Annotated in this window: 1 protein-coding gene; it reads left to right on the plus strand. The window is 66.8% G+C overall.

Annotated features, from left to right (window positions below):
• Nucleotides 1-157 precede the first annotated feature (157 nt).
• On the plus strand, nucleotides 158-503 hold a 346-nt coding region (locus tag AC1DYI_RS38125), incomplete at its 3' end, for a nicotinamide mononucleotide transporter family protein (protein ID WP_477209228.1).

Here is a 503-nt window from a genome sequence, read left to right on the forward strand (position 1 = left end):
CCCCTCGGGGGGCCGAGGCCGGACATGAACAGTCCTGAGGACTGTTCGTGCCTGCCGAGGAGCCGGGGCTCTGGCCCGGCGCGGCCTGCAAGGCAGCCCCCGGGAGGGGGCGTGGGGGCTTATGTTTAGCGAAGCCTTCACACTGTGGGGCGGCCCGGTGACTTGGCTCGAGGTCGTCGCCTTCGTTCTATCGCTGTGGATGGTCGGCTGCAACATGCGGGTCAATCCGCTGGGGTGGCCGCTGGCAATCGTCAGTTCGCTGCTGTACGCGCTGCTGTTCGCCCAGAGCAAACTCTTCGGCGAAGCCAGCCTGCAGCTGTTCTTCGTCGCCCTCTCTGGTTGGGGCTGGTGGCAGTGGCTGCGTGGCCATGGCAATGACGGTGGTGTTCTCAAGGTGCACCGCCTGACGCGACGACAGCAGTTGCAAGCAGCGCTGTTGACGCTGGCGGCCTGGCCCTTGCTGGGCCTGGCACTGGCGCGCTTCACTACCTCCGACGTCCCCT

This window comes from Ideonella sp. P3_A4, from assembly GCF_056403075.1.